Raw genomic sequence first — 25855 nt, 5'->3', positions numbered from 1 at the left:
AACTGCACCTCAAGAATCCGCATCCGGTTCCTTCCCCTGGTTTGCGCCCATGCCCGTCATCAAAATTTTCACCGCCGATCCCGTAACCGCCGCCCAGGCCGAAGCCATGGGGCGCGACATGGAGCAACTCTGCCTTGGCCTGCTGCGCGCGAAGCCCTCAGCGATCCAGATTGCCTTCTTGCCCGCCGTCATGGCACGCGGCGCGCCCTCGCTGCTGGAGATGCACTACCGCGCCCAACCGTTTCGCGATGCCGCCGCGCTGGCGGGTTTCATGGACGGTGCCGAGCGCTCGCTGCGGAAGCACCTGGGCCGGGTGCCGCGCATCCGTTGCTTCTCGGTGGATGCGGTGGGTCTGTCCGCGCTCAACTGAGCGATGCCCATGAACGACGACCAACGCCCCCCAGTCCCGTTGTGCTTGCGGGAGATCCGCAGCTTCTTCGTGGGCGGCACCATCCGCACCCTGAATGGACTGCCTGTCGAGCAGCGGCGGTTTGCCCAGAACGGCCCGGCGCGCAGCGTCGACCCCAACGGCGATCATGTGTGTGGGCAGATGTATGTGCAGGCCTACCTGCAGGCGAGCCCCACGCGGCGCGTGCCGCTGCTTCTATGGCATGGCGGCGGCATGACCGGCGCCAACTGGGAAACGACGCCCGACGGGAGGCCCGGCTGGCTCGCGTTTTTCCTTCGGGCGGGCTTCGATGTGTATGTCAGCGACGCGGTCGAACGGGGTCGCGCGGGCTGGGCCCGCTGGCCCGAGATCTATGCCGAGCCCCCCTTGCACCGCACCCTCGACGAGGGCTGGGACATGTTCCGCATCGGGCCACGCGAGGGCTATGCCAGCACCGCAGATGCGCGACGCGCGCATGCGGGCCAGCAGTTTCCGATCGAGGGTTTCGACACCTTTGCCGCGCAGTGGGTGCCGCGCTGGGCCGACCACGAGGCGATGACGCTGGCGGCCTACGATGCGCTGCTGCACCAGGTCGGTCCCTGCATCGTGCTGGGCCACAGCCAGGGTGGCGGGTTCGCGCTCGAGGCGGCTCGCCGCCGGCCGCGACAGGTGGCGGCGGTCATCGCGGTCGAGCCGTCCGGAGCACCGCAAACGCCGCACACTGACGACATGAGCGCACTGCCCCCCCACCTGTACGTGTGGGGCGATCGCATCGTGGACCACCCCATCTGGCAGCGCTACCGCACCAACGTGGACGCCCACGCGGCGGCGGTCAGGGCCGCTGGGGCTCGCGCGGATCTCTGCGACCTGCCCGGTGAAGGCATCCGTGGCAATTCGCACTTTCCGATGATGGACCGCAATTCGGATGCCGTCGCGGCGCTTGTCCTTCGCTGGCTCGACACCATCGCGCCGCCCACCGTCCAGATCTGAATCCCCTTTTCAAGCTCACCGTTCCTTCAGGAGACCCAACGACATGACCCGACGCCAATTCCTTCAAACCGCCGCCTGCGTGGCTGCAGCCCTGAGCACCGCGCCTGCCTGGGCGCAGGAACTCCACTGGCCCACACGGCCACTGCGCATCATCGTGCCGTTTGGCGCGGGCAGCGGCAACGACATCGTCGCGCGCCTGGTCGGGGACCATCTCACCCGCGTACTGGGTCAGCCGGTGGTGATCGACAACCGCGCGGGCGGCAACGGCACCATCGGCGCGGACGCCGCGGCCCGCTCGGCACCCGACGGCTACACGCTGTTCGTGACGACGAATACCACGCAGGCCGCCGCCCCGAGCCTCATGAAGAAGATCAACTACGACCCGATCAAGGACTTCGCGCCAATCGGCCGCATCGCCAACACTCCCGCCCTGCTGCTGGTCAACCCCGCGCTGCCGGTCAAGGCACTGGCGGACCTGATAGCGCTGGCCAAGGCCCGCCCCGGCAAGCTCACCTACGCATCCGGCAGCGCGGGCACGCTGGTGCCCGGGGCCATGCTGACCAGCATGGCCGGCATCGACATGCTGCATGTTCCCTACAAATCCATTCCACTCGGGCTCAATGACGTGATCGCGGGCCAGGTCGACATGATGTTCACCGACATGGCCACCGGCACGCCGCAAGTCAAGGGCGGCAAGCTGCGCGCCCTGGGGGTGAGCAGCTTGGCACCGGTGCCCGCGCTGCCCGATGTGCCGCCGATCGCGCAGACGCTCAAGGGCTTCGAGCTGCTCGCCTGGTACGCCATGTACGCGCCCGCAGGCACGCCAGCCCCCGTGATCGAACGCCTCAACCGCGAGCTGCGAGCTTTCGTGGGCGCCCCCGCCACGGTGGAGCGGCTGACGGCGCTGGGTCTGCAGCCCATGACCAGCACGCCCCAGGAACTGGCCGATTTCGGTCGCGGTGAACTGGCCAAATGGGCCCGGCTGATCCAGCAGGCAGGCATTCAGCCCGAATGAGGTCCGTGGCGGCGCTCGGGCCGCCCGAAAACGTCAGGCGTGCAGCCGCGATGTCTTGGGCAGGTGCGACATCAGGAACTCCATCTGGTCCGCCAGAATGCGGCGGTTGCGCAGGATGAAGTCTTCCCACAGGCTGGGCACGTAGGGCGTGTACAGCAGCCCCATGTGGGCCTGTTCGGGCGTGCGGTTGCCCTTGCGGTGGTTGCAGGACTTGCAGGCCGTCACCACGTTCATCCAGGTGTCGCGGCCGTTCTGTCCCAGCGGCACGATGTGCTCTCGCGTGCACACCTCGTCGTGGCAGCTCTCGCCGCAGTAGGCGCACACGTTGCGGTCGCGCGCGAACAGCTTGCTGTTGGTCAGCGTGGGCCGCAGGTCGAAGGGGTTGATGCGCGGCACGCCCTGGGTGCCGATGATGGAATTGACCGTGATGATGGACTGGCGCCCGGTCACCGCGTTGTGCCCGCCGTGGAACACCGCGACCTCGGCCCCCATTTCCCAGCGCACCTCATCCGCCGCGTAATGCAACACGGCTTCCTCCAGGCTGATCCACGACTGTGGCAGCCCCTGCGCGGAGAGCTTCAAGACCTTCAAGACGGGCTCCTTCCAACGAACATGTCACCGGGGAGGGGCGGCCCTGGGCAAGCCGCCCTGCGGCCGCGGGCAAGGCCTGCGGGCGCATATCATCGTGTGCCAATATAGCAAGACTTTGCGACAGGCGTTTGAACGATTGGCCCGCTCAATGTCCTATGGCCACAAAAGGTCATCTGTCTCCGTAACGCAACAAGTAGTTATGGACGCAGCCCCGGCTTACTGAGTAAGCATCGGCAACGTCAATCAGCGGGACACCGGCACACACCAACTCGGCCACCTCGATACGCTGCTCAAGAGGCAGGCGATACCTCCTCCCCCACTGGACACCCCGCGCCCTAGCAGCATGGATGCCCGCAGTGGTCCGCTGGATGATCAATGCACGCTCGAGCTGCGCAACTGCACCAAGGATCTGCAGCACGAACGTGCCCATGGCCGACGACGTATCAATGGGCTCAGTGAGCGACCTAAAGCACGCACCGCGCGCCTCGATCAGCGTAAGCAAGTGGAGCAGATCGGAAAGACTCCTCGCGAGGCGATCAACTTTCCACACCACAAGCGTGTCACCCGCCTTGAGCGAGGCGAGAGCACGATGCAGCTGGGGCCGCTTGCCGATGCTGCTCGCTTTCTCCTGATACACCGTATCAACACCGGCAGCACCGAAGGCATCCAGCTGAAGGCTGGTCTCCTGGTCTGAAGTCGAAACGCGGGCATAGCCCACAAGCCTGTTAGCCAAGTCCCCCCCTTTTCTATTCCGCTACGCGTGTGGAGCCATTCCGTCGATTCGCACTCTGGCACTCGCACTCGCACAAAAAACGGCACTGCGTGTCCTACCTTTTTTGGTCTACGTGTCTACGTGTCCGACGTGTCTACATCGACTCCAGGCACCACCCGCTACGCTAGATGTTTTATAGCGGGAGGAGGGGATTCAGTACAGAGCCAGAGACCATCTGACCACTTTGAAACGCGGTGCGCGATAACTACGTCACCCTCACCCTGCTCGAAAGTCACATCGATCAACTCACGCAGCGTGCACTTCAATCGCATGTGGTGGACCTTACCGACCTGAGTCCCATTGCTGCGGCTGTAGCGATTGGTCTCCATAGGCGCTTGCTCGAAGTCCTTGAGGATGTATTTCGACACGTAGGCCGCCATCTTGGCCAAGCCCATGCGCGTGCGCCGCGACTTGCCCCACTTCGTCTTACCGCCCACGAAGCACAGGCCGTTATCAGGCCCCACGATGTCACGCCAGATGCGCGTGCCGAGCTTCCAAGCCTCGATCTTTACCCCCTTGTAGTCCGCATGCTGGGGCAGCTTGTGAGTCGCCACGTGGATGTGCATCGCGCCCCGATCCTGCCGCTCAAACGATGCACAGAACCGGAACGTGCCGAGAGCACGCCTCATCCGCTTGAACCAGATGTTGAAATGCTGTTTGCACAGCTCACGGTCAGTCTGGTTCTCGCGATACGTAAGCGTCAGCAGCTCATTGAACCCTTCGGTGATGATGACCCTTCGGCACATCGTCTTCGCACGCCTAGCGGCCGATCTGAGCGACCTGAGGCGCTTTTCCTCGACCTCTTCATCCAACTCCCTGAGGCGCGTCTCCCGCTTCTTGCCGAAGAAGTTATCGATGATGTAGGCCACACGTTCCTCGTAGGTCATGGGGGCATCACACACCCCGACTTCCGCCCAGGCTATCGCTGGCCGCGCAGAGCGCTCCAGAACGCCATTAGCGCGCCATTCGCGCACATCCCAACAGTCCGGCACCACCGTGCCCTCGTAACGCAGGTGCGTTCCGTCCGGCATGCGTACAATTCGATCCATCGTCAAACCCCTTTTTTGATGATCCGCCCCGGGAAGTACCAGCTTCGCCGGGGCATTTTTTTGGCCGCGTAAAGGGCCTATTTCCTAAAGTGTTCTAAGAATGAATTAGCGGCGCTGCGCGCCGCTGGCCACGCTGCGCGTTCGGCCGCGGCGTGCTCGCGCCTGGTGAGAGTGAGGCCGTGGCCATTGAAGTGAAGGTCATTGGTGTGCGTTGCGTTGACATGGGGCCTTGCAGCCCCATACCCCAGCCCCCGACCCTACGGGTGGCCCACAAGGGGCCGATCGGGGCCCCCGGTGTTGTCCCCAGAGAGCGAAACGGGCTTGGCTTGGGCCTGGGTGGCGGGATTGGGCTCGAAGGGCAGGAAGATGCCGTAGCGCACCACCTGCAAGCAGATGTCGGTGCTGGTGGCGTAGGGGGTACCTTGCTGCGTGAAGCACTTACAGCCCTTGCCAGTCCATTGGATGCATGCGGCAGGCACGGGAACCACCTTGGGGACCGTCAGGCCGTCGTAGACGGGCGCAGTGTGCTCCAGGCCGGGTACACGCGGTGTCTGGTCCGCAAGGTACTCAGCGACCGTTTTCGGGGCATTGCGCTGGCCCTCTGACGCCATGCGCATCGGTTGCACAGATCCACCGGGCTGCGGCTGGCCAGGAACTGCCTCAGGCGTGCGATCGCGGAACACGTAGGCAAAGGCCCCCACCACGAACACCGGCAGCAGCAACGCTAACGCAAGCTTCCAGGGGATGCGCACTTTGTGCGTGTGCTGCTCAGAAGACTTGTACCAGCCGTACACCTCTTTGGGGTAACGCCACTGGCTGGCAATGCCGTCCCTGCGCGACTTGTCGCAGTTCTCGCGGACCCCCTGGAACTGGTGCACCGTGGCCCAGGTCGAGCCGAACTTGCGCATGATGTGCCGGTGCACCTCGATGTCCTTGCGCAATGACGCATCGAGCTTGCCAGGGTGCTGCGTGATCAAAAACACGTCGTGCCCCTGGTGCCGATGCACAGCAGCCTGCGCAACGTGCTTAGGGACCGGCTGGCCAGCGCCACGCGTAGGGAAATGGAACTGCGCCTCGTCGATCACGATGATCGCCCCCACAGGGCATTCGTGCCACTTCTTGGGGTCGTCGAGCAGCTGCCACGGCAGCGTCAAATCCTTGATGCCGTAGTAGTAGACATCGCGCCCCTCACGCTTGCGCAAAGCCTCAACGAAGGCAATGGTCCACAGGGTTTTACCGGCACCGGGAAGGCCTGATGTCACATTGAACATCAGGTCACCTGCATGCGCTTGATCACACCTTCATTCAACCCAAAGAGGGTCGCCCTCATCATCAATGCACTGAAAACGATCCTGATGCATGTCCCTACCTTGAGCACACCAAGCAGTTGCACCGCCGTAGGTGGCAAGGTCTGAATCAGCGTCAGTATCTGCGCCTCATTGAGGGTAATAAGCGCATCCAGCCCGGTGTAGCTCACGTAACCGATACCGAGTGTGACGAGCGTCTTAGCGACGATCTGCCCGACACCGGACGCGAGCCCGGCAACGATCCAACCGGCCAAGCCGGCAGCGAGTGGCAAGGCCATTACGCAGTCCCCCTGAACACAAAGACGGTCGCACTCAGCAGCGTGAACGCGACCAGCAGGTTACCCATCATCTGCAGCTGCGGACAGAAGCGCGCCAACGGGATCACCACCGACACGCTAGCGATCTGCACCGCAATGTCACCAGGGCACGCAGCGTTGAGTGGGTTGGTCTGATCGAACGAACCGAGATTCTCGGTACGCGGCGCATCTTTCGGGTTCTGCTCCCACGTACCAGCAAGCACTGAGTCAACAAGCGCACGCGTGCCCGTGTCCATTTCGAACACATCTTTGAACTTGCACAGCGACTCGTTTGCAGCCTTGGCCGTGGCGCACTGGATGGCATCCCCTTTACAGACGAATGACGCGTTGCAATTGCCCGTAAACGAGCCTGCATCCTTGCATTGCGTCGCGGTCGGATTGTTCTTGCAGAACTGGTCCTGCGGCTCCGATGTCGTGGTGGTTTTCGTCGTCGGAGTGCCGCCGTTGATGCTCGTGGTGATATTGGCCGTCGTGCTACAGCTACCGTTTGAACATGTCGTGTTGTTCGTGGTCGACGTGGACGTGGTGCTACCACCTTCCTCCGTGGTTGAGTCCGATTTCCCGACAGTCTCAATAGTGTTTTCCTTTGGGTCGTAAGGCACGCACACCGTCACACCGTTCACCTGACCCGTCGCCCCACCAGGGCACGCGTCCTCGGTACTACCACTCGATTCGGAGTACGTGCATGTGGCCCCTGTAAAAGTGGCCGCGCCCTCAGTGACGTATTGACCCTGAGCGTTCTTCACGCGGATTAGCGTGCTAGCGAAAGTGGTCATGCACCCGGAGGCGTTGCACGAGGACGCACCAGGGGCGATGTTCCCTGGGGCACTCGCGTAGGTCTCAGTGCCATTGAGCGCGTTGCATAGCGCCTCAGAGGGGTTCACACACGCACTGCCTTGCTGCTCATAACCACTGTTGCAGTTGCAGACCGTGCCCGACAGCGTGGAATTCGCAGGGCACGTACGCACAGGCTGAGAGTACGCAAGGATGGTGGCAGTTGCACCATTCCACTGGAGGATAGCGGTGCAGTTGCCACCACTCCACCCATAAGGAGGCCCAACAGCCCCGGGGTTGTAAGTCGCCACCCAGGCGGCAACGGCTGCAGTCGTGGTCGCGTGCCAACCACCATGCCCGGGCTGACCCCCACAGCTATAGCGCGTTGACTCGGTGGCGGGAATGGACGCATGAGCGTTGAAGCCGCACAGCGCCAGGAGCAAAAGCACGATCAGCCGTGAAACAGCAGCCATGCGCCCCCCAGCAACGCCACCACCACGTAGATACCCATCACATCAGGATTCATCGCATGCCCCCGTTAAGCCCATTCCATGGCCCGGTGCACCGAGCCACAGGATGGACTCAAATCACATCGTGCGACGGAACCACTTCCAGATCGCGATGCCCACGATCACCGCGAACACCGCAGCACCCAGGGTTGCGATGTCAGCGCTGGCAGTGGTCAGCGAGGTCAGCACACCAGCGGGCACCTCGGCCATGGCTGCGGTGGACGCGCCCACCAGGGCGACAGCGGCGCCGTAGCGCAGTTTTTGACGGAAGGTCAGCATTTCAGTTTCCTTGGTTGATTTCAATCAGCGTCTCGACTGGGAAAAACCACTCCGTACATCCACCGGAACACAGCTGCGGTCAGCCACACACCGATGACGAGGAATGACAAGGTGGCACCGTCCGCGACGCTCAGGACGAACGGACCACCATGCACGAGCGTGACCGTGCAAGCGCTGGAGCACTCGACGATCACGGGTTCCATCAGGAAGCCTTAGCCGCAGCAGCGGCAGGCGGGTTCTGGCCCTTCACGGGCACGGGCACGAGCCCGGTGAGCATGCACACCACGTCGCCCTTGTCTTCGCCGAAGTCCGGCACCTTGAGCGCGAACGTGGCGCGGTAAGTACCCAACTTCATAGCATCGCGCAGCTCAGGTGTGATGCGACGGCTGTTGATGACACCCACCGTGTCCACCTCACCGTCGTCGGTCAACAGGATCACGCGGGCTGCGAAGTGGTTGTAGGCGTTGCCGGTGCGCTTGCTAGTGCGCTCCTCGTTTTCGACCTTGAGAACTTGGATGGTGCTGGAGAAGGACATGGGTTACCTCGATGGTTTGGAAGCGGCAGGAACACCGCCCAAGGCCCCACACGTGAGGCTATGGGCGAGGCTCATGCCCGGCAAAAAGCAGCGCGCACCACCCACCGAAAGACGAACGGCAATAGGGCGAGCGAGACGACGATGTACGCCACAGCCCACACGACATCCGGCACCTCAGCAAGCCAAGACGACACGCCGCCGTTAACACGATGCTGGGCGTCCGACAGCCACACTAGGAGCGCGTCGGCATAAGGATTGACCCACTCGATAAGCGCACGGCCGAGCGACGACCAGTCAACAAGGAATCGGGAATCGCTCATGGCAGCACCTCAAGCACGTAGAGCACCAGCGACAGACCCAGCAACACGCCAAGCCCCGTAGCACCACCAAAGTCCACCAGCAGGTCGTAGACATGCATCGGCCAATGGGCCTTGAAGTCCGACCACTGTTGCGCGTTGAGCTCGCGCAGTTGTTCGCGGGTTTTGAGGTTCATGCGGAGCCCTCGATGAACGCACGGAGACGCCGCCCCTCAGCCTCAGCCGCCTCGATCAGCTCCTCCACTGCATCAAGCCGCTCACGAGCGGTGCAAGCAACAGCCAAGCCAGTGTTCGCCTCATCGATGGTCTTTGGCTTCTGCCGGCAAGCGCCACCGCCACACGGGATGCAGATGCGGCGATAGGTATGCAGCGCACTCATGGGTTCACCACGCGGTCAGCCAGATGCAGGGCGATCTGTTGCCATTGAGCAGCGTTGCGGGTGGCCCCCTGCGCCTTCACAGCCCGGGGAGCCCGCAAAGGTCGCGGGGCCGATTCTTGTGACGCAGAGGGCCGAAACGGACGCTTCGCCGAACGGTATTCGGCATCGCAGACTTGCGCAGACGTCAGCCCGTCAGAATGGCGGCCAGGAGGAACCACCATGGAACAGTGGACGCAATTCGAGATCGCGATGCGGCGAGAGGTTTTCGTGATGATGGTGCTGGGAGTGATCGCGTATGCGATCAGCTTCGCAATCACCATGTACGTGCTGTACATCGTGATCAAGAGCGCCGTGAGGGACGGCATCAACGAATCACGCTTGACGGACAACTGGCGAGGGAGAGTAGCCGCCGCCAGACGGACTACCCATGACGGCGACACGTTGCCACCGATGCATGCGGACTGACGCGAGAGAGGGTGCATTGCGGGCTCCTGTAAAAATTCACTTCAAGTGAAGCAAACGGAACCTTAACCCAAAGTGAAGCAATTCCTTCACTTGAAGTAAGAGAATGGGTGCCCGATGTGGACCCCCTTGACAAAGGAGCACGAAATGCACTCAACAATGGAACTGCTCTCAAAAGCCCTCGACGTAAAGCGCGCGGCTAGCTGGTGCCGTGACCTAAACGTGACGGAAGCCGCACTGTCAAACGCGAAGAAGAAAGGCCACCTAAGCCCCAAATTCGCTGCGCATATGGCTATCGAAACAGGAGCAGACCCTATTTACTGGAGTGCGCTCGCTGTAGCAGAAGCAGAGCCGGAAGGCCCACTCAAGAGGCAACTGCTCGACCGGCTAAATCGCCAAAAAACCAAGCTTTGAAGAATCGGCCGTGACGGCAGGCCTGGAAGCCATGGCTTTCGCCCTCAAATGCCCCTTCGACCCAGCCTCTGACCACCTCTCACGGCATGAAAATCTATCGCGGCCTGCGCTCCCGCTCCCCCGGCTCCCCGGGCTGCGCATTGACCATCGGCAACTTCGACGGCGTGCACCGGGGCCACCAGGCCATGCTCGCGCTGCTCAACAACGAAGCGCGGCACCGCGGCGTGCCCAGCTGCGTGATGACTTTCGAACCGCACCCGCGCGACTACTTCGCCGCCCTGCACCACAAGCCCGAACTGGCGCCCGCGCGCATCGCCACCTTGCGCGACAAGCTGCAGGAGCTGGAGCGCTGCGGCGTGCACGAATGCGTGATCCTGCCGTTCAACGCCCGGCTGGCCAACCAGGCGCCCGAGGCCTTCATCGAGGACACGCTGGTGGGCGCATTCGGCGTGCGGTACGTGCTGGTGGGCGACGATTTCCGCTTCGGATCCAAACGGGCCGGCGACTACGCCATGCTCGATGCCGCCGGCGGTCGCCTGGGTTTCGACGTGGCGCGCATGCAAAGCTACGAGGTGCACGGCCTGCGTGTGTCCAGCTCCGCCGTGCGCGAGGCCCTGGGCGCCGGCCGCATGGACGACGTGGCCGCCCTGCTGGGCCGGCCCTACAGCATCAGCGGCCACGTGGTGCACGGGCGCAAGCTCGGCCGCCAGCTGGCCGAGAGCAGCCCCGGGCGCGGCGACGGCTTTCGCACCCTCAACCTGCGCTTTTCGCACTGGAAACCGGCGGCCAGCGGCATCTTCGCGGTGCACGTGCATGGCCTGGGCCCGCATGCCGATTCGCCCCCCTGCCGGGCGTGGCCAACCTGGGGGTGAGGCCCTCGCTGGACCCGGACGATGTCAACGGCGGTCGGGTGCTGCTGGAGACCCATTGCCTCGACTGGCCGCCCGCCCTGGCCGCCAGCCTGCCCGACGGAGAGGCCTACGGTAAAATCGTGCGCGTGGAACTGCTGCACAAACTGCATGACGAGCTGAAGTACGACAGCCTCGACGCCCTGACCCAGGGCATCGCACGGGACTGCGACGACGCACGCGCGTTCTTTGCGTCGCTGCACACCCAGACCCACCGGCAGACCACCCGCGACCGAATTTAGACGACCTGTCTGTCCGGTCGCTGCCCTTCGACAGGCTCAGGGCGAACGGTTTCTGTCTCCAGTCCCCTCGCACTCCCCCGGTTCGGGCTGAGCTTGTCGAAGCCACCATGGAATTCCCGTCATGTCCGACACCCCCACCGACTACCGCAGCACCCTCAACCTGCCCGACACCCGCTTCCCCATGCGCGGCGACCTGCCCAAGCGCGAGCCGGGCTGGGTGAACAGCTGGAACCAGGAAGGCCTCTACAAGCGCCTGCGCGACGCCCGCGAAGGCGCGGCGCTGTTCGTGCTGCACGACGGCCCGCCCTACGCCAACGGCCAGATCCACATGGGCCACGCCGTCAACAAGGTGCTCAAGGACATGATCGTCAAAAGCCGCCAGCTGGCCGGCTTCGACGCCCAGTACATCCCGGGCTGGGACTGCCACGGCCTGCCGATCGAGAACGCGATCGAGAAAAAACACGGCCGCAACCTCAGCCGCGACGACATGCAGGCCAAGAGCCGCGCCTACGCCACCGAACAGATCGGCCTGCAGCGCGAGGACTTCAAGCGCCTGGGCATCCTGGGTGACTGGGAGCGCCCCTACCGCACCATGGACCCGGCCAACGAGGCGGGCGAGATCCGCGCCTTCAAGCGCGTGATCGAGCGTGGTTTCGTCTACCGCGGCCTCAAGCCCGTCTACTGGTGCTTCGACTGCGGCTCCTCGCTGGCCGAGTTCGAGATCGAGTACGCCGACAAGAAGAGCGACACGCTGGACGTGGCCTTCGAAGCCAACGACCCGGCCGCGCTCGCCAAGGCCTTCGGCCTGGCCGCGCTGCCGGCCGGCAAGACAGGCTTCGCCGTCATCTGGACCACCACCGCCTGGACCATCCCGGCCAACCAGGCGCTCAACGCCCACCCGGCCCTGGGCTACGCGCTGGTCGACACGCCGCGCGGCGTGCTGCTGCTGGCCGAGTCGCTGGTCGAGAAATGCCTGGAGCGCTTCCAGCTCGAAGGCCAGGTGATCGCCACCGCCCCCGGCGAGGCCCTGCGCGACCTGAGCTTCCGCCACCCCCTGTACGACGTGGACGCCGGCTACCGACGCCTCTCGCCGCTGTACCTGGCCGACTACGTGAGCGACAGCGACGGCACCGGCATCGTGCACTCGGCCCCGGCCTACGGCCTGGACGACTTCAACTCCTGCGTGTCGCACGGCCTGGCCTACGATGACATCCTCAACCCGGTGCAGGGCAACGGCACCTACGCGGCCGACTTCCCGCTGTTCGGCGGCCAGCACATCTGGAAGGCCGTGCCGGCCATCCTGGAGGCGCTGAAGAACGCCGGCCGCCTGATGGCGACCCAGCCCATCACCCACAGCTACCCGCACTGCTGGCGCCACAAGACGCCGGTGATCTACCGCGCCGCCGCGCAGTGGTTCATCCGCATGGACGAGGGCGAGGGCGTGTTCACCAAGGACAAGGCGCCGCGCACCCTGCGCCAGACCGCGCTGGACGCGATCGAGCACACCCACTTCTTCCCGGAGAACGGCAAGGCGCGCCTGCACGACATGATCGCCAACCGGCCCGACTGGTGCATCTCGCGCCAGCGCAGCTGGGGCGTGCCCATCCCCTTCTTCCTGCACAAGGACTCGGGTGAGCTGCACCCGCGCACCATGGAGATCCTCGACCAGGCCGCCGACATCGTCGAGAAGGGCGGCATCGAGGCCTGGAGCCGCGTGACGGCCGAGGACATCCTGGGCGCGCAGGACGCGCCGAACTACACCAAGAGCCAGGACATCCTGGAGGTCTGGTTCGACTCCGGCTCGACCTTCCAGCACGTGCTGCGCGGCAGCCACGCCAAGGCCTACGTCAATGGCGCCTTCCACTCGCAAGGACCCGAGGCCGATCTGTACCTCGAAGGCCACGACCAGCACCGGGGCTGGTTCCATTCCTCGCTGCTGCTGGGCTGCGCCCTGCACGACCGCGCGCCGTACCGCGGCCTGCTCACCCACGGCTTCACCGTGGACAGCCAGGGCCGCAAGATGAGCAAGTCGCTCGGCAACGGCATCGATCCGCAGGACGTGACCAAGAAGCTGGGCGCCGAGATCATTCGACTGTGGGTGGCCGCGAGCGACTACTCGGGCGACATCGCCGGCGACGACAAGATCCTCGCCCGCGTGGTCGACGCCTACCGCCGCATCCGCAACACGCTGCGCTTCCTGCTCGCCAACGTGAGCGACTTCGACCCGGCCACCGACGCCGTGCCGCTGGACCAGATGCTGGAGATCGACCGCTACGCGCTCGCGCGCGCGGCGCAGTTCCAGGCCGAGGTGCTGGCGCACTACGACGTGTACGAGTTCCACCCCGTGGTGGCCAAGCTGCAGGTGTACTGCTCGGAAGACCTGGGCGCGTTCTACCTCGACGTGCTCAAGGACCGGCTCTACACCACCGCACCCAAGAGCCTGGCGCGGCGCAGCGCCCAGACCGCGCTGCACCAGATCACCCACGCCATGCTGCGCTGGATGGCCCCGTTCATGAGCTTCACCGCCGAAGAAGCCTGGCCGGTGCTCGCGGGTGCGCAGAACCAGGGCTCGATCTTCTTCGAGACCTACGCCCAGCTGCCCAACGCCGACGAGGCGCTGCTGGCCAAGTGGACGCGCCTGTGCGAGGTGCGCAACCTGGTGAACAAGGAGATCGAGACCCTGCGCGCCGCCGGCCAGGTGGGGGCCTCGCTGCAGGCCAACGTGCGCCTCACGGCACCGGCCGATGACCATGCCCTGCTGGCCTCGCTGGGCGATGACCTGAAATTCGCGCTGATCGTCTCGGCCGTGGAACTGCTGGCGGGCGACGAGCTGTCGGTGCAGGTCGTGCCGTCCAGCGCCACCAAGTGCGAGCGCTGCTGGCACTACCGCGACGACGTGGGCACGGACGCCGCCCACCCCACGCTGTGCGGCCGCTGCACCAGCAACCTGTTCGGCGCGGGCGAGCCGCGCACGGTGGCCTGATGCCGAACAACAGCCCCAACAGCCACCTCTGGCCCTGGCTCGGCCTGGCGGCCGCCCTGCTGGTGGCCGACCAGCTCACCAAGCAGTGGATTCTGGCCGCCTACCAGCTGGGCGACAGCACGCACGTCACCAGCTTCTTCAACCTCGTGCGCGTGCACAACACGGGCGCGGCGTTTTCGTTCCTGGCAGGCGCCGGGGGCTGGCAGCGCTGGTTCTTCACCGCCGTGGGCGTGGGCGCGGCGGTCTTCATCGTCTGGATGCTGCGCTCGCACCCGGGCCAGAAGCTGTTCGCGTTCGCGCTGTCGTGCATCCTGGGCGGCGCCCTGGGCAACGTGATCGACCGCCTGTGGCACGGCTACGTGGTGGACTTTCTCGACTTCCACTGGTCCTTCCTGGCCGGCCTGTTCCCGGGCGGGCATTTCCCCTCGTTCAACCTCGCGGACATCGCGATTTCGGTCGGTGCCGCGGCCCTGATCCTGGACGAGATCCTGCGCGTGCGCCGCCGCCGCTGACCCCCCGCGCAGCCCCGCGAGTCCGCACCGCCCACGGGGCTTCGCCCCGGGGCGTATAGTTTTGAGGTTCATGAAACATCTGCTGGACCTTCTCGCGGCCATTGCCTTGCTGGTTTGGGGCACCCACCTGGTGCGGGCCGGCGTGCTGCGCGTCTTCGGCAGCAACCTGCGGCAGTTCCTCGCCGCGAGCATGGGCAACCGCTTCACCGCCGCCCTCTCCGGCCTGGGCGTGACCGCCCTGGTTCAATCCAGCACCGCCACCGCGCTGATCACCGCCTCCTTCGTGGGCCGCGGCCTGATCGCGCTGCCCGCCGCCCTGGCGGTGATGTTGGGCGCCGACATCGGCACCAGCCTGATGGCGGTGGTGTTCTCCTTCGACCTGTCCTGGCTCTCGCCGCTGTTCATCTTCCTGGGCGTCACGCTGTTCATCTCGCGCCAGGGCACGCCGGTGGGCGACTTCGGCCGCGTGCTGATCGGCCTGGGCCTGATGCTGCTGGCCCTGCGGCTGATCTCGGCCGCCACCAGCGTGCTGACGCAGAACCCCGCCGTGCAGCTGATGCTGGAATCGCTCACCAGCGACCTGCTGCTGGAGATCCTGCTGGGCGCTGCGCTGGCCGTGGTGGCCTACTCCAGCCTCGCGGTGGTGCTGCTGGCGTCCTCCCTGGCGCTGCAGGTGGTCGGGCTGGACGTGGCCCTGGGCATCGTGCTCGGCGCCAACCTGGGCAGCGGGCTGCTGGCCGTGATCACCACCGCCAAATCCGGCATCAGCACCCGCCAGGTGCCGCTGGGCAACCTGCTGTTCAAGGTGCTGGGCGTGGCCATCGCGATCTGGCTCATTCCCCTGTGGCTGCAGGTCATGCAGCCGCTGGTGCAGGACCCGGCCACGCTCACCGTGCTGTTCCACCTGAGCTTCAACCTGATGGTCGGCGCGGTCTTCATCGGCCTGACCAAGCCGGTCGCCCGCATGGTCAACCGCCTGCTGCCGCTGAAGAAGGACAAGAGCCCGCTGGACCGGCCCAACCACCTCGACCCTTCGGCCCTGGCCACGCCCTCGCTGGCCATCTCCTGCGCCGCGCGCGAGGCCATGCACCAGGCCGACGTGGTCGAGACCATGCTGCGCGGCGTGGTCACCGTGATCCGCAACAACGACGCCAAGCTCTCGCAGGATCTGCGCAAGCTCGACGACACCGTCGACAACCTCTACTCCTCGATCAAGTACTACCTCACCAAGATCTCGCGCCAGCAGCTCAGCGAGGCCGAGAGCCGGCGCTGGACCGACATCATCAGCTTCACCATCAACATGGAGCAGATCGGCGACACGGTCGAGCGCGTGCTGCTGGACATCGAGGACAAGAAGATCCGCAAGGGCCGCAGCTTCTCCGAGGCCGGCATGGCCGAGATCACCGAACTGCACGCGCGCCTGCTCGACAACCTGCGCCTGGGCATGAGCGTGTTCCTCAACGGCAACGTGCGCGACGCGCAGAAGCTGGTGGAAGAGAAGGTGCGCTTTCGCGACATGGAGCGCGAGTACGCCGCCACCCACCTGGACCGGCTCTCCGGCATGACCCCGCAGAGCATGGACACCAGCTCGCTGCACCTGGACCTGATCAGCGACTTGAAACGCATCAACTCGCACATCTGCTCGATCGCCTACCCCATCCTGGACAGCGCCGGTGTGCTGGCCCCCAGCCGCCTGCGCGAACCCACCCCGCCGTCGCACGCCAGCCGGCTCTGAGCATCCGCACGGGTGCAAGCCCGGGAGGGCTGTGCTACGCTGGCTCTCCGTTTTTGCGCCCGACACAGGAGACAACATGCCCGGACTGCTGCCCCACATCGACCCCGACGGTCTGCTCGAGTTCTCGGTCGTCTACACCGATCGTGCGCTCAACCACATGTCCAAGCGCTTCCAGGGCGTGATGACCGACATCTCGGCCATGCTCAAGCGCGTCTACGGCGCGCACTCGGCCGTGCTGGTGCCCGGCAGCGGCACCTTCGGCATGGAATCGGTGGCGCGCCAGTTCGCGCACGGCAAACATGTGCTGGTGATCCGCAACGGCTGGTTCAGCTACCGCTGGACGCAGATCTTCGACATGGGCGGCATCCCCGCCAGCCACACCGTGATGAAGGCACGGCGCACCGGCGACGGCGCGCAGGCCGCCTGGGCGCCCGCGCCGATCGACGAGGTGGTGGCCACCATCGCGCGCGAAAAACCGGCCCTGGTGTTCGCCCCGCACGTGGAAACCGCGGCCGGCATGATCCTGCCCGACGACTACCTCAAGGCCGTGGCCGATGCGGTGCACGCCGTGGGCGGCCTGTTCGTGCTCGACTGCATCGCCTCAGGCGCGATGTGGGTGGACATGAAGGCCACCGGCATCGACCTCCTCATCTCGGCGCCGCAGAAGGGCTGGAGCAGCTCGCCCTGCTGCGCCATGGTGATGCTCAGCGAACGCGCCCGCAGCGCCATCGACGCCACGCAGAGCACCACCTTCGCGATGGACCTCAAGAAGTGGCTGCAGATCATGGAAACCTACGAAGGCGGCGGCCACGCGTACCACACCACCCTGCCCACCGACGCGCTCACGCGCCTGCGCGAGACCATGAAGGAAACCGAGGCCTATGGTTTCGAGCGCGTGCGGCAGGAGCAGGTGGCGCTGGGCGCGCAGGTGCGCGCTCTGCTGGTGCGCCACGGCTTCCCCAGCGTGGCCGCGGCCGGATTCCAGGCGCCGGGCGTGGTGGTGAGCCACACCACCGACCCCGACATCCAGTCGAGCAAGAAATTCCTCGCGCAAGGCCTGCAGACCGCCGCCGGCGTGCCGCTGCAGTGCGACGAAGGCCCGGACTTCAAGACCTTCCGCATCGGCCTGTTCGGCCTGGACAAATGGCACGACGTGCCGGCCACGCTCCAGCACCTGGAGCGGGCCCTGGCCGAGGTCGCGCCCAGGGTGGCGCAACCGGCCTGACGAGAAAAGCGGCCCAGGCCGCTTTTTTTACGGCAACAGCACCGTGCAGCCGGTGGTGGTGCGCGCCTCCAGGCTCTTGTGCGCGGCCTGCACATCGGTCAACCCGAAGCGCTGGTCGATGCGCACCTTCACCTTGCCACCCTCGACCACGGCGAACAGGTCGTCGGCCATGGCCTGGGTGCGCTCGCGGCTGGTGATGTGGGCGAACAGGGTCTGGCGCGTCACGTAGAGCGAGCCCTTGGCCGCCAGGATGCCGGGCGCGAACGGCGGCACCGGGCCCGAGGCGTTGCCGAAGCTCACCATCAGGCCGAAGGGGCGCAGGCAGTCCAGCGATTTTTCAAAAGTGTCCTTGCCCACCGAGTCGTAGACCACCTTCACGCCCTGGCCGTTGGTAATGTCCTTGACGCGCGCCGCGAAATCCTCGGTGCGGTAGTTGATGGCGTGGGTCGCGCCGTGCGCCAGGGCCAGCGCGCACTTCTCGTCGGACCCCGCGGTGCCGATCAGCTGCAGGCCGAGCGACTTCGCCCACTGGCTCGCGATCAGGCCCACGCCACCGGCGGCGGCATGGAACAGCACGAAATCACCCGCCTCCAGCCCCTCGACGGGGCGGCAGCGCTTGAGCAGGTACTGCGCGGTCAGGCCCTTGAGCATCATGGCCGCGCCAGTCTCGAAGTCGATCGCATCGGGCAGCCGGCAGACGTTCATGGCCGGCATCACGCGCACATCGCTGTAGCTGCCGGGCGGGTTGGCGGCATAGGCCGCGCGGTCCCCCGCTTTCAGGTGCGTCACGCCCTCGCCCACCGCCTCGACCACGCCCGCGCCTTCCATGCCCAGCGCCAGCGGCAGGGGGAAGGGGTACAGGCCGGTGCGCTGGTACACGTCGATGAAGTTCAGGCCGATGGCGTGGTGTCGGATGCGCACCTGGCCCGGCCCGGGCTCGCCCACGCTCACGGTGTCGATCACCAGTTGTTCGGGGCCGCCCACGGCATGGATGCGCACGGCGCGGCTGGTCTGTTCGCTCATCTCGGTTTCTCCTCGGGGTTCGAAAGCGGCCATGCTGCCACGAAACGCCCGCCCTGCCGATGCCGCTTCGCATCACCCCCAGGCCCTCGCCGGTCATGGGCTCGCGGGTACAGTGCGGGCCATGTCCCAGAACGCCAGTGCCCGTCTCAGCCCCACCACCCTTCTGCTGCTCGTCATTCCGCCCCTGATGTGGGCGGGCAATGCGGTGGTGGGCCGCATGATGCAGGGCGTGGTGCCGCCGGTCACGCTGAACTTCCTGCGCTGGACCCTGGCCTTCCTGCTGTTGCTGCCGTTCGCCGGCCGGGTGCTGCGCCCGGGCCCCGACGGCCTGTGGCCGCACTGGCGGCGCTTCGCCCTGCTGGGCCTGCTGGGCGTGGGTTGCTACAACGCCTTCCAGTACGTGGCCCTGAAGACCTCCACGCCGATGAACGTGACGCTCGTCGCGGCCAGCATGCCGGTGTGGATGCTGCTGCTGGGCCGGATCTTCTATGGCGTGGCCATCTCCCGGCGCGCGGCGCTGGGTGCCCTGCTCTCGCTGTCCGGCGTGGCGGTGGTGCTCTCGCACGGCGAGCTCGACCACCTGCTGGCGGTGAAGCTGGTGCCGGGCGACGGCTGGATGTTGCTGGCCTCGTTGCTCTGGGCCTGGTACAGCTGGCTGCTGGTGCGCCCCAAGCCCGGCACGGAGCCTGCCCACATCAAGGCCGACTGGGCCGCCTTCCTGCTCGCGCAGATCGTCATGGGCGTGCTGTGGTCGGGCCTGTTCGCCGCGGGCGAGTGGCTCACGCTGCCGCCATTGGCCGAAGGGCAGCACCCCATCCAGTGGGGCTGGCCGCTCGCGGCCGCGCTGGTGTACGTGGCCGTGGGCCCGTCGCTGGTGGCCTACCGCTGCTGGGGCGCCGGCGTGGCGCGCGTGGGCCCGGCCATGGCCGCGTTCTTCAACAACCTCACGCCGCTGTTCGCCGCCCTGCTCTCCGCCACCCTGCTGGGCGAGCCGCCCCGGCTCTACCACGCGCTCGGTTTCGTGCTGATCGTGGGCGGCATTCTGGTCTCTTCGCGCAAGTGATCAGGCGAGTCTGAACGCCGCCACCGCCTGCACCAGCTGATCGGCCTGCGACTTCAGGCTCTGCGCCGCCGCGGCGCTTTCCTCCACCAGCGCGGCATTCTGCTGCGTGGCCTGGTCCATCTGCGTCACCGCCTCGCCGACCTGCGACACGCCGTCGCTCTGCTCGCGGCTGGCCGCGCTGATCTCGCCCACGATGTCGGTCACGCGGCGGATCGAGCCCACCACCTCGCTCATGGTGCTGCCGGCCTGGTCCACCAGCGCCGTGCCCTGCTCCACGCGGTCCACGCTCACTTCGATCAGGCCCTTGATCTCCTTGGCCGCGGCGGCGCTGCGCTGCGCCAGGCTGCGCACCTCGGCCGCCACCACCGCGAAGCCCCGGCCCTGCTCGCCCGCACGCGCCGCCTCCACCGCGGCGTTGAGCGCGAGGATGTTGGTCTGGAAGGCGATGCCGTCGATCACGCTGATGATGTCGGCGATCTGCCGCGAGCTGTCGTTGATGCCCTTCATCATGTCGACCACCCGGCTCACGGCGTCACCGCCCTGCGTGGCCACTTCGGAGGCGCTGATCGCCAGCCGGTTGGCCTGCTGCGCGTTCTCGGCGTTGAGCTTCACGGTGGAACTCAGCTCTTCCATCGAAGCGGCGGTTTCCTCCAGCGCCGAGGCCTGCTGCTCGGTGCGCGCCGACAGGTCGTGGTTGCCCTGGGCGATCTGCGAGCTGGCCGCGGCCACGCCCTCGGCGTTGCCGCGCACGCTGCCCACCACGCGGGTGAGCTCGGCCTGCATGGTCGACATGGCCTGAAGCAGCTGGCCCATCTCGTCGCCACCACCCGATGGCACGGCCTGGCTCAGGTCGCCCGCGGCCACGCGGGCCGCCACCGTGCGGGCCAGTTCGGCCGGGCGCGTGATCGAGCGGCCGATGACGATCGCGAAGGTCACGCCCGCGCCCAGCAGCGCCGCGATGGTGCCCAGCACCCAGCCCAGCTCGCCGCGCTGTTCGGTGTAACGACTGTCGATCTCCACACCCAGTTCCTTCGTCGCGCGGTCGCTCAGGCCGTACATGCCGTCGATCGCGGTGGTCGTGGCCTTGAAGTAGTCGGCCGAGGCGTACTGCAGCACCGGCGCCTCGACGATCTGCTCGCGCGCCAGCTTGAGCGCGCCTTCGAATTCGTTGCGCGCCTGCGCATGCGAAGCGGCCAGGCGGGGCTTGAGCGTGGGGTCGTGTTCGAACGCCTTCTCCAGGCTGATGTCGAGCTCGCGCACCCCCACGCGCGCGCGCTCGACCAGGCTGGCGATCTGCGCCCTCTCTTCCGGCGTGGCCGACTGGCGCACCAGCAGCGCGGACCCACGCGCCCGCGCCTGGCCCAGCATCTCGGTCAGGCGCGGCATCTGCTGCAGCGTGCCGATGATCAGAAAGTAGGTGGACTTGTCCGGGTCGGAGGTCAGGCCGAAGTGGTCCGACACGCGGTCGTTGAGTTCGATCAGGCCCGCGATCATCGCGGTGTGGCGAGCGAAGCTCTCCGGCCCCGTGACACCGCGCGCGGCCACCGCCTGCGACAGCGACTGCCACTGCTCCACGATGCCCCGCCAGTCGCGGCGGATGCGCGCGTCGTCCACGTCGCTGGCCAGCAGCGCCTCGAAGCGCTGCACCGCCTGCTGCACCTCGGCCGCGCGGGTCTGGCGCTGGGGCTCGGCATCGGCCTTGCCGCCCAGCACGGTGGCCGTCATGCCGCGGTGGATCTGCGCCAGGCGCACCACCTCCAGCAGCGAGCGCGAAGGCGCCAGGCCCTGGCGCTCGGCCTCGATGGCGGCGAGTCCATCCAGCGCGTCGCGCACATAGGCCGTCAGGGGGACGGCCACCAGCAAGGCGGCGATGAGTCCGAGCAGGACGAGCTTGTGGACCAGGCGCAGGTTTCGGATCAGGGACGGCATGAGGGGGCGATCGAGGAGGGTTGAACGTGGTCCAACTATCGACGGGCACCCCCACAAGTTGAGGCATCAACGCACGACTTTTCCGCAGCGGTTTTCATTCGGAAAAACCGCATGGAAGTGGTGCGGAAAATGCGCCTCGGCGGTGCGTTTTCACCGCTTTTAGACCCCCTCGCACAAGCCTGGTGCAAGGGTGCCGCGCGGCCTCAGAACGTGCCTGGGTAGGCGCCGCCGTCGGCCAGCACGTTCTGGCCCGTCATGTAACCCGCGTGCACGCTGCACAGGAAGGCGCAGATCGCGCCGAACTCCTGCGGGTGGCCAAAGCGCTTGGCCGGGATGGTGCTGCGGCGCGCGTCCATCACGGCGTCCAGCGGCTGGCCCGCCTTGCTCGCGGCACCGGCCATGGTGGTCTTGAGGCGGTCGGTCTCGAACGCGCCCGGCAGCAGGTTGTTGATGGTCACGCCCTGCGCGGCCAGCGGGCTGCGCGCGGCACCGGCCACGAAACCCGTGAGGCCGCTGCGCGCGCCGTTGGACAGGCCCAGGATGCCGATGGGGGCCTTCACCGCGCCCGAGGTGATGTTGACGACGCGGCCGAAGCCACGCTGCGCCATGCCGTCCACCACGGCCTTGATGAGTTCGATCGGCGTGAGCATGTTGGCGTCCAGCGCCTGGATCCAGTCATCGCGCTCCCACGAGCGGAAATCGCCCGGCGGCGGACCGCCCGCGTTGTTGACCAGGATGTCGAAGGCCTTGCCCGGCCCGCCCGCCACCGACAGCGCGGCCGCGCGGCCTTCGGCCGTGGTGATGTCGGCCGCCACGCCCAGCACGTTGACGCCGGGTGCCGCAGCGCGCAGCGCGCTCACCGCCGCGTCGAGGTCGGCCGCGCCGCGCGCGACCAGCACCGCGTTGACGCCCTCGGCCACGAGCGCCTGCGCGCAGCCCAGGCCCAGGCCCTTGCTCGCGCCGCACACCAGCGCCCATTTGCCCTTGATGCCCAAATCCATGTAAATCTCCAGAGGTTATTTTTTCGGTGCCGAGCCGAAGCGCGTCACCAGGAAGACACCGCCGAGCACCAGCACCGTGCCCGCGACGATCCAGCGGTTGAAAGGTTCATCGAGGATCAGCACGCCCATCACGATGGTGGACATGGGGCCGATCATCCCGGTCTGCGCCGACAGGCCGGCGCCGATGCGCTCGATCGCCATCATCACCATCACCACCGGCGCGAAGGTGCACAGCGTGGCGTTGAGCAGCGAGAGCCAGATCACCTCGGGCGCCACGGCGGCCGCGCTCATCGGCCGCAGCAGCACGAACTGCAGCAGGCACAGCACGCAGGCCACGCTGGTGGCCAGGCCCACCAGGCGCATCGAGCCCAGCCGCTTGACGAGTTCGCCGCTGTACACAAGGTAGATGGCGTAGCTCACGGCGCTGCCGAACACCAGCACCGTGCCCAGCACCGCATCCGGCCCCTGAAAGCCGGCCTCGTGGCCGAACACCAGCGTCACGCCGGCATAGCTCACGGCCATGGCGATGGCCTGCAGGCCGGTGACGCGCCGCTTGTAGACCACCCATCCCAGCAACAGCACCAGCGTGGGGTTGAGGTACAGGATCAGGCGCTCCAGGCTCGCGCTGATGTACTGCAGGCCCCAGAAGTCCAGGAAACTCGCGAGGTAATAACCGGTGAAGCCCAGGCCGAGCACGCCCAGCCAGTCGCGCCGCGTGAGCGGGGCCGGTTTCTCGCCGCCGGGCCGGTGGCTGGCCCACCAGGCCAGCGCCAGGAACAGCGGCAGCGCGAACAGCATGCGGTACATGATGAGCGTGACCGCATCGACCCCATGGCGGTAGGCCAGCTTGACGATGATGGCCTTGCCGCTGAAGGCGATGGAGCCCGCGCTGGCCAGCAGCAGGCCGGTGGCGAGGTGGGGCGAGGGGTGGGAAGCGGAAGGCGCGGCGGGCATCCGGCCGATTATCCGGGCGCGGCGAAGGGCCCGCGGCGCGCGGGGCTTCGTCTTTGGCGATGGCAGGCTGCGTCAGTCCGGCGCGCGCCGGCGCGGCTGCAGCACCACGACCAGCAGCAACAGGATGGCCACCATCAGCAGCAGGGCCGAGACAGGCCGCTCCAGGAACACGAACCAGTCGCCGCGCGAGAGCCGCAGCGTGCGGCGCAGCTGCTCTTCCAAGCCTGGGGCGAGCACGAAGCCCAGCAACAGCGCCACGCCCTCGCAGCCCAGGCGCTGCAGCACGAAGCCCAGCAGGCCCAGCCCGATGACCAGCCACACACCCCAGCCGTGCGGGCCGAGCGCCAGCGCGCCCAGGCCGGCGGCCACCAGCAGGCCGGCCAGCAGCGCGCGGCGCGGCACGCGCAACACGCCCAGCAGCACAGGCGCCCACCAGCGCGCCAGCGGCAGGTTGAGCAGCAGCAACAGCAGGTTGCCCACCCACATGGATACCAGCAGGCCCCAGAACAGCGAAGGCTGCACGCCCATGACCGAGGGTCCGGGCTCGATGGCGTGCAGGCCGAGTGCGCCCAGCAGCAGCGCCATCACGGTGTTGGGCGGCAGGCCCAGGGCCAGCATGGGCAGGTAGGCGGTCTGCGCGCCCGCGTTGTTGGCGGCCTCGGGCGCGGCCACGCCGCGCAGGTTGCCCTGGCCCAGCGGCGGCGTGCGGTGGCGCGAGACCACGACCTCCAGCCGGTACGCCGCCAGCGAGGACAGCAGCGCACCGCCGCCCGGCACCACGCCGAGCACCGCACCCAGGCCGGTGCCGCGCAGCAGGGCCGGCAGCGCGTCCTTGAGTTCCTCGCGCGTGGGCCGCGTCGCCATGCCCGAGACCACCGGTGCGCCCGGAGGCGTTTCGCGCACAGGCGCCGCAGGCGCCAGGGCGGAGAGGCCCGCCAGTTCGGCCGCCACCGGCGCGACCACGAAAAAGCCCAGCGCCAGCGCGATGAAGCCCACGCCTTCGGTCAGACCGTGGTGGCGCCCCATCCAGGGCTCCAGGCCTTCGGGCACGAAGCGCGCGGTGCCGGTGTGCACGTCCCAGCCCATCAGGCCCAGCAACAGGCCCAGCACCGTCATGGCCAGCGCCTTGAGGAACGAGCCCGAGGCCAGCACCGTCGCGCCCACCAGCCCGACGACCAGCAGCAGGAACCGCTCGGCCGCGCCGAACTGCAGGCCCAGTGACACCACCGCCGGCGCGAGCAGGACCACCAGCGCGATGGCCAGGCAACCGGCGGCGAACGAACTGATCGTCGCCATGGACAGCGCCACGCCCGCCCGGCCCTGCAAGGCCATCGGATGCCCGTCGTGGCTAGTCATCACCGACGAGGCCTCGCCAGGCTGGTCGAGCACGATGGCCGGCAGCGAGCCCCCGTACTGCGCGCCGTAGTAGACGCCCGCGAGCACCAGCAGCGCGGGCAGCGAGGGCAGGCCCAGCGTGGCCGGCAGCAGCAGCGCGATGGCGGCCACCGGCCCCAGGCCCGGCAGCACGCCGAACACGCTGCCCACCAGCACACCGAGCGCGATCAGGCCCAGCGCCTGCCAGCCCCACACCGCGGCCAGGCCCTGCGCCAGCGAATCCCACCAGGAAAAGTCCACCATGCCCGTGCGTCCCTGCGGTATTCAGCGCAAGGCGCGCGTGGGCCACAGCGGCAGATCCAGCCCCAGGGGGCCGATCCACAGCGCACACACCACCGCCGCCAGCGCGACGGCCCACAGCCACACGCGCCCGCTGGCGCCACCGGGCTCACCCGGCACCACCGCCAGCACCAGACCCGACACCCCCGCCGCCAGGCCCAGCGTGGGCCAGCCAGTGAACCAGGCCCCGATCCAGGGCCACTGCGCCGGCCCGCTGCACAAGGCCAGCCACAAGAGGCCGCCGAGCAGGCGCAGCAAGGGGCCCCAGCCCCAGTGCCGCACGCGCCCGCCGCCCAGGGCCTCGAAGGTCAGCGCCTTGAACAGGATGAGCAGGCCCAGCAGCCCCAGCACCAGGCCCAGCAGCAGGGGCACATACCCCGGGCCCATCTGCGCCGCCGAGCCCAGCGCATGGCGCGAGGCGGCCCAGCCGAAACCCACGCCCAGGGCCAGGAACAGCAGCCCGGCCAGAAAGTCCTGCAGGTTCTTGATCATGCGTCGTGGTGACCGC

General features: G+C 67.0%; 26 protein-coding genes and 1 pseudogene. 11 read left to right on the top strand and 16 right to left on the bottom strand.

The window, feature by feature from the left end; genetic code table 11:
* Positions 1–49: 49 nt before the first annotated feature.
* Genes ABSY19_RS19870 through ABSY19_RS19860 form a run of 3 tightly spaced genes read left to right on the top strand, consistent with a single transcriptional unit; the run spans position 50 to position 2393 of the window.
* On the top strand, positions 50–370 hold the full coding sequence (locus ABSY19_RS19870; protein ID WP_382155158.1) for a hypothetical protein: 321 nt from the start codon (positions 50–52) through the stop codon (positions 368–370).
* A 9-nt stretch (positions 371–379) separates the two neighbouring features.
* The gene (locus ABSY19_RS19865; RefSeq protein WP_382155155.1) at positions 380–1378 is read left to right on the top strand and encodes an alpha/beta fold hydrolase; all 999 of its coding nucleotides are present in this window, start codon (positions 380–382) and stop codon (positions 1376–1378) included.
* Between the two features lie 43 nt (positions 1379–1421).
* Positions 1422–2393 (top strand): Bug family tripartite tricarboxylate transporter substrate binding protein, encoded by a 972-nt coding sequence (locus tag ABSY19_RS19860; RefSeq protein WP_382155152.1) that lies wholly within the window; start codon positions 1422–1424, stop codon positions 2391–2393.
* 33 nt (positions 2394–2426) lie between these two features.
* Here the strand turns inward: ABSY19_RS19860 and ABSY19_RS19855 are convergent, their stop codons facing one another.
* From ABSY19_RS19855 to ABSY19_RS19810, 10 genes are all read right to left on the bottom strand, one after another.
* Entirely contained in the window at positions 2427–2984 is a 558-nt protein-coding gene (locus ABSY19_RS19855; RefSeq protein ID WP_382155149.1) for an HNH endonuclease, read from the bottom strand.
* 169 nt (positions 2985–3153) lie between these two features.
* The gene (locus ABSY19_RS19850; protein WP_382155146.1) at positions 3154–3717 is read right to left on the bottom strand and encodes a recombinase family protein; all 564 of its coding nucleotides are present in this window, start codon (positions 3715–3717) and stop codon (positions 3154–3156) included.
* A 158-nt stretch (positions 3718–3875) separates the two neighbouring features.
* Positions 3876–4787 (bottom strand): hypothetical protein, encoded by a 912-nt coding sequence (locus ABSY19_RS19845; protein WP_382155143.1) that lies wholly within the window; start codon positions 4785–4787, stop codon positions 3876–3878.
* 275 nt (positions 4788–5062) lie between these two features.
* A complete protein-coding gene (locus ABSY19_RS19840) occupies positions 5063–6076 on the bottom strand; it encodes a zonular occludens toxin domain-containing protein (RefSeq protein ID WP_382155140.1) in 1014 nt (337 codons plus the stop codon).
* Positions 6076–6390 (bottom strand): DUF2523 domain-containing protein, encoded by a 315-nt coding sequence (locus ABSY19_RS19835; RefSeq protein ID WP_382155138.1) that lies wholly within the window; start codon positions 6388–6390, stop codon positions 6076–6078. The genes ABSY19_RS19840 and ABSY19_RS19835 overlap by 1 nt, the downstream gene beginning before the upstream one ends.
* The gene (locus ABSY19_RS19830) at positions 6390–7052 is read right to left on the bottom strand and encodes a hypothetical protein (protein ID WP_382155135.1); all 663 of its coding nucleotides are present in this window, start codon (positions 7050–7052) and stop codon (positions 6390–6392) included. Before ABSY19_RS19830 ends, ABSY19_RS19835 begins: the two co-directional genes overlap by 1 nt.
* Before the next feature lie 738 nt (positions 7053–7790).
* The gene (locus tag ABSY19_RS19825; RefSeq protein WP_382155132.1) at positions 7791–7991 is read right to left on the bottom strand and encodes a major capsid protein; all 201 of its coding nucleotides are present in this window, start codon (positions 7989–7991) and stop codon (positions 7791–7793) included.
* Between the two features lie 202 nt (positions 7992–8193).
* Positions 8194–8526 carry a hypothetical protein gene (locus ABSY19_RS19820; protein WP_382155129.1) on the bottom strand — a complete coding sequence of 111 codons (333 nt, stop codon included), beginning with the start codon at positions 8524–8526 and terminating at the stop codon, positions 8194–8196.
* Between the two features lie 71 nt (positions 8527–8597).
* Complete coding sequence (locus tag ABSY19_RS19815) at positions 8598–8846, bottom strand: hypothetical protein (protein ID WP_382155126.1); 249 nt, start codon at positions 8844–8846, stop codon at positions 8598–8600.
* Positions 8843–9019, bottom strand: a complete 177-nt coding sequence (locus ABSY19_RS19810; protein ID WP_382155123.1) for a hypothetical protein — start codon at positions 9017–9019, stop codon at positions 8843–8845. The genes ABSY19_RS19815 and ABSY19_RS19810 overlap by 4 nt, the downstream gene beginning before the upstream one ends.
* Positions 9020–9441: 422 nt before the next feature.
* Here ABSY19_RS19810 and ABSY19_RS19805 point away from each other — a divergent pair, with 422 nt between their 5' ends.
* The 7 genes and pseudogenes from ABSY19_RS19805 to ABSY19_RS19775 all read left to right on the top strand — a co-directional run bounded on the left by ABSY19_RS19805 (position 9442) and on the right by ABSY19_RS19775 (position 17703).
* On the top strand, positions 9442–9687 hold the full coding sequence (locus ABSY19_RS19805; protein WP_382155120.1) for a hypothetical protein: 246 nt from the start codon (positions 9442–9444) through the stop codon (positions 9685–9687).
* 156 nt (positions 9688–9843) lie between these two features.
* On the top strand, positions 9844–10098 hold the full coding sequence (locus ABSY19_RS19800; RefSeq protein ID WP_382155117.1) for a hypothetical protein: 255 nt from the start codon (positions 9844–9846) through the stop codon (positions 10096–10098).
* A gap of 86 nt (positions 10099–10184) precedes the next feature.
* Positions 10185–11248: pseudogene (locus tag ABSY19_RS19795) on the top strand (bifunctional riboflavin kinase/FAD synthetase).
* Positions 11249–11369: 121 nt separating this feature from the next.
* Positions 11370–14231 carry an isoleucine--tRNA ligase gene (gene ileS / locus ABSY19_RS19790; RefSeq protein WP_382155114.1) on the top strand — a complete coding sequence of 954 codons (2862 nt, stop codon included), beginning with the start codon at positions 11370–11372 and terminating at the stop codon, positions 14229–14231.
* The gene (lspA, locus tag ABSY19_RS19785; RefSeq protein WP_382155111.1) at positions 14231–14743 is read left to right on the top strand and encodes a signal peptidase II; all 513 of its coding nucleotides are present in this window, start codon (positions 14231–14233) and stop codon (positions 14741–14743) included. Before ileS ends, lspA begins: the two co-directional genes overlap by 1 nt.
* Positions 14744–14813: 70 nt before the next feature.
* Complete coding sequence (locus ABSY19_RS19780; protein ID WP_382155108.1) at positions 14814–16478, top strand: Na/Pi cotransporter family protein; 1665 nt, start codon at positions 14814–14816, stop codon at positions 16476–16478.
* A 76-nt stretch (positions 16479–16554) separates the two neighbouring features.
* Positions 16555–17703, top strand: coding sequence for an aminotransferase class V-fold PLP-dependent enzyme (locus ABSY19_RS19775; protein ID WP_382155105.1), 1149 nt, complete (start codon positions 16555–16557; stop codon positions 17701–17703).
* Between the two features lie 27 nt (positions 17704–17730).
* Here the strand turns inward: ABSY19_RS19775 and ABSY19_RS19770 are convergent, their stop codons facing one another.
* Positions 17731–18726, bottom strand: a complete 996-nt coding sequence (locus ABSY19_RS19770; RefSeq protein ID WP_382155102.1) for a quinone oxidoreductase family protein — start codon at positions 18724–18726, stop codon at positions 17731–17733.
* Positions 18727–18847: 121 nt separating this feature from the next.
* Between ABSY19_RS19770 and ABSY19_RS19765 the strand changes: the two genes are divergently transcribed.
* On the top strand, positions 18848–19789 hold the full coding sequence (locus ABSY19_RS19765) for a DMT family transporter (RefSeq protein ID WP_382155099.1): 942 nt from the start codon (positions 18848–18850) through the stop codon (positions 19787–19789).
* Here ABSY19_RS19765 and ABSY19_RS19760 read toward each other — a convergent pair whose 3' ends face one another.
* The 5 genes from ABSY19_RS19760 to ABSY19_RS19740 form a co-directional block, all read right to left on the bottom strand.
* The gene (locus tag ABSY19_RS19760; protein WP_382155096.1) at positions 19790–21718 is read right to left on the bottom strand and encodes a methyl-accepting chemotaxis protein; all 1929 of its coding nucleotides are present in this window, start codon (positions 21716–21718) and stop codon (positions 19790–19792) included.
* 203 nt (positions 21719–21921) lie between these two features.
* Positions 21922–22719, bottom strand: coding sequence for an SDR family oxidoreductase (locus ABSY19_RS19755; RefSeq protein ID WP_382155093.1), 798 nt, complete (start codon positions 22717–22719; stop codon positions 21922–21924).
* A gap of 15 nt (positions 22720–22734) precedes the next feature.
* On the bottom strand, positions 22735–23673 hold the full coding sequence (locus ABSY19_RS19750; RefSeq protein WP_382155091.1) for a DMT family transporter: 939 nt from the start codon (positions 23671–23673) through the stop codon (positions 22735–22737).
* Between the two features lie 72 nt (positions 23674–23745).
* A complete protein-coding gene (locus ABSY19_RS19745; RefSeq protein ID WP_382155089.1) occupies positions 23746–25311 on the bottom strand; it encodes a tripartite tricarboxylate transporter permease in 1566 nt (521 codons plus the stop codon).
* A gap of 21 nt (positions 25312–25332) precedes the next feature.
* Positions 25333–25839 (bottom strand): hypothetical protein, encoded by a 507-nt coding sequence (locus ABSY19_RS19740; protein WP_382155086.1) that lies wholly within the window; start codon positions 25837–25839, stop codon positions 25333–25335.
* Positions 25840–25855: the final 16 nt, after the last annotated feature.

The sequence above is a fragment of the Hydrogenophaga sp. ANAO-22 genome (assembly GCF_042466645.1).
Classification (GTDB): Bacteria; Pseudomonadota; Gammaproteobacteria; order Burkholderiales; family Burkholderiaceae_C; genus Hydrogenophaga.
Note: the sequence above shows the minus strand (reverse complement) of the source record. Positions and strands in the feature narration are given on the sequence as shown.

Excerpts from the sequence above, each read along its gene's own strand:
- ABSY19_RS19765 (WP_382155099.1), top strand. The coding sequence starts at position 18,848 with ATGTCCCAGAACGCCAGTGCCCGTCTCAGCCCCACCACCCTTCTGCTG.
- ABSY19_RS19815 (WP_382155126.1), bottom strand. The coding sequence starts at position 8,846 with ATGAGCGATTCCCGATTCCTTGTTGACTGGTCGTCGCTCGGCCGTGCG.
- ABSY19_RS19770 (WP_382155102.1), bottom strand. The coding sequence starts at position 18,726 with ATGAGCGAACAGACCAGCCGCGCCGTGCGCATCCATGCCGTGGGCGGC.
- lspA (WP_382155111.1), top strand. The coding sequence starts at position 14,231 with ATGCCGAACAACAGCCCCAACAGCCACCTCTGGCCCTGGCTCGGCCTG.
- ABSY19_RS19865 (WP_382155155.1), top strand. The coding sequence starts at position 380 with ATGAACGACGACCAACGCCCCCCAGTCCCGTTGTGCTTGCGGGAGATC.
- ABSY19_RS19740 (WP_382155086.1), bottom strand. The coding sequence starts at position 25,839 with ATGATCAAGAACCTGCAGGACTTTCTGGCCGGGCTGCTGTTCCTGGCC.
- ABSY19_RS19820 (WP_382155129.1), bottom strand. The coding sequence starts at position 8,526 with ATGTCCTTCTCCAGCACCATCCAAGTTCTCAAGGTCGAAAACGAGGAG.
- ABSY19_RS19860 (WP_382155152.1), top strand. The coding sequence starts at position 1,422 with ATGACCCGACGCCAATTCCTTCAAACCGCCGCCTGCGTGGCTGCAGCC.
- ABSY19_RS19840 (WP_382155140.1), bottom strand. The coding sequence starts at position 6,076 with ATGTTCAATGTGACATCAGGCCTTCCCGGTGCCGGTAAAACCCTGTGG.
- ABSY19_RS19800 (WP_382155117.1), top strand. The coding sequence starts at position 9,844 with ATGGAACTGCTCTCAAAAGCCCTCGACGTAAAGCGCGCGGCTAGCTGG.
- ABSY19_RS19870 (WP_382155158.1), top strand. The coding sequence starts at position 50 with ATGCCCGTCATCAAAATTTTCACCGCCGATCCCGTAACCGCCGCCCAG.
- ABSY19_RS19845 (WP_382155143.1), bottom strand. The coding sequence starts at position 4,787 with ATGCCGGACGGAACGCACCTGCGTTACGAGGGCACGGTGGTGCCGGAC.
- ileS (WP_382155114.1), top strand. The coding sequence starts at position 11,370 with ATGTCCGACACCCCCACCGACTACCGCAGCACCCTCAACCTGCCCGAC.
- ABSY19_RS19835 (WP_382155138.1), bottom strand. The coding sequence starts at position 6,390 with ATGGCCTTGCCACTCGCTGCCGGCTTGGCCGGTTGGATCGTTGCCGGG.
- ABSY19_RS19755 (WP_382155093.1), bottom strand. The coding sequence starts at position 22,719 with ATGGATTTGGGCATCAAGGGCAAATGGGCGCTGGTGTGCGGCGCGAGC.
- ABSY19_RS19825 (WP_382155132.1), bottom strand. The coding sequence starts at position 7,991 with ATGCTGACCTTCCGTCAAAAACTGCGCTACGGCGCCGCTGTCGCCCTG.
- ABSY19_RS19805 (WP_382155120.1), top strand. The coding sequence starts at position 9,442 with ATGGAACAGTGGACGCAATTCGAGATCGCGATGCGGCGAGAGGTTTTC.
- ABSY19_RS19810 (WP_382155123.1), bottom strand. The coding sequence starts at position 9,019 with ATGAACCTCAAAACCCGCGAACAACTGCGCGAGCTCAACGCGCAACAG.
- ABSY19_RS19775 (WP_382155105.1), top strand. The coding sequence starts at position 16,555 with ATGCCCGGACTGCTGCCCCACATCGACCCCGACGGTCTGCTCGAGTTC.
- ABSY19_RS19760 (WP_382155096.1), bottom strand. The coding sequence starts at position 21,718 with ATGCCGTCCCTGATCCGAAACCTGCGCCTGGTCCACAAGCTCGTCCTG.
- ABSY19_RS19745 (WP_382155089.1), bottom strand. The coding sequence starts at position 25,311 with ATGGTGGACTTTTCCTGGTGGGATTCGCTGGCGCAGGGCCTGGCCGCG.
- ABSY19_RS19750 (WP_382155091.1), bottom strand. The coding sequence starts at position 23,673 with ATGCCCGCCGCGCCTTCCGCTTCCCACCCCTCGCCCCACCTCGCCACC.
- ABSY19_RS19780 (WP_382155108.1), top strand. The coding sequence starts at position 14,814 with ATGAAACATCTGCTGGACCTTCTCGCGGCCATTGCCTTGCTGGTTTGG.